2 protein-coding genes are annotated in these 1292 nt (G+C 54.0%); one reads left to right on the forward strand and one right to left on the reverse strand.

Annotated elements, in window-relative coordinates:
* Positions 1–66: 66 nt before the first annotated feature.
* Positions 67–501, reverse strand: a complete 435-nt coding sequence (locus WA429_RS21190) for a hypothetical protein (protein WP_443082696.1) — start codon at positions 499–501, stop codon at positions 67–69.
* Positions 502–594: 93 nt separating this feature from the next.
* Here WA429_RS21190 and cadR point away from each other — a divergent pair, with 93 nt between their 5' ends.
* The gene (gene cadR, locus WA429_RS21195) at positions 595–1002 is read left to right on the forward strand and encodes a Cd(II)/Pb(II)-responsive transcriptional regulator (RefSeq protein ID WP_068810570.1); all 408 of its coding nucleotides are present in this window, start codon (positions 595–597) and stop codon (positions 1000–1002) included.
* Positions 1003–1292 lie beyond the last annotated feature (290 nt).

A 1292-nucleotide genomic window follows, 5' to 3' on the forward strand; every position in this document is an offset into this window, starting at 1 on the left:
GCCTGCCCGCGCAGGGTCTTGGGAATGAAACCATGCGCCCCGGCCTCTATGGCGTTGCGCACATCTTCACTGCGATAGACCGGCAGTCATTTCCACCACGAACAGGAGTGCGTTGATGCCAAGCAACCAGCGCAGGGTGTCGGACTCCTGCGTAGCAGAGGCTGCTGAGCTCTTAGCGATCTTGATTGTCTCTGGGTCGGCAGTCACGGTTTCCTGAAGAGAGGCACCTAGCCCTAAGGTCGTCAGCTTCGCAGTAATGGGCACAACCGAGCCGTCATGCAAGACCTCCAACCGGCGGTTGGACAAGTCAAAGGACAGCATTCGGATCTCGTCAAAGCCGTTCAGTGCAAGGCGGATCATTCGCTCTTCAGATGGACAATCCATCTTCGGCACAGCATAGATGCTGACCCACTTCCCTGGCGATTCTGAGGAAGTCTGCAAATCGGAATCCGCTGCAGGTACTTTATCGCCGCCACAGGCGCCACCACAGGAGTTATTCATGGTACGGCTCCACTTGAATAATTTTGTGATATCATCATAAACCTTATAGCTACTATAGGGTCAATAGTAGAGAATCCGTTTAGGAGAAGCTTGGTGCGTATTGGTCAGTTGGCAGAGTTGGCTGGGGTCGATACACAGACGGTCCGCTTCTATGAACGTCAGGGTTTGTTACCGCCGCCTGATCGACAGGAGAATGGTTACCGTGTCTATACCGAGAAACATGGTGAGCGGCTGGCCTTCATCCGTCGGTGCAGAATCCTGGACCTGTCGCTAGCAGAAATTCACGAGCTACAGAGACATCAGGACGACCCTCACCAACCTTGTGCCGCCGTCAACGCCCTGCTCGATGAGCACATCTCTCATGTACGGTCGCGGATAACCGCTCTGCAAACGCTAGAGACACAACTCGTTTCGCTGAGAGCGAGCTGCAACGATGGCCGGGAGGTTGAGACTTGTGGAATTCTTGCCCGAATCAATGAGGAAAGCGTGCGTCAGCAGTAGCTTGAGCATCAACCAGATAATCCGGTGACAAGCTTGAACCAGCTCTGCTCAAACCGCCGTCGCCCGGCGTTTCGGCAACTCGAACCCCCGGAAAGAGGTGGTTTCTCGATTGACGGCCAAGCGACCCACTATGAGGAGGCTGTTTTTTAACAATGGCTAATGGTCAGGAGCATCCTTAATCAGGTAAGGCGGTATCCAACGCAAAAGTGGAATACAAGCTTGGCCGTGAAGACATCATGATCGTTGCCGGGGGCGTTATCCCGCCACAGGACTTCGACAAACTGTTCGAA

Origin of the sequence: Thalassospira sp. CH_XMU1420-2 (assembly GCF_037029325.1) — a bacterium.
In the GTDB taxonomy this organism is placed as follows: Bacteria; Pseudomonadota; Alphaproteobacteria; order Rhodospirillales; family Thalassospiraceae; genus Thalassospira; species Thalassospira povalilytica.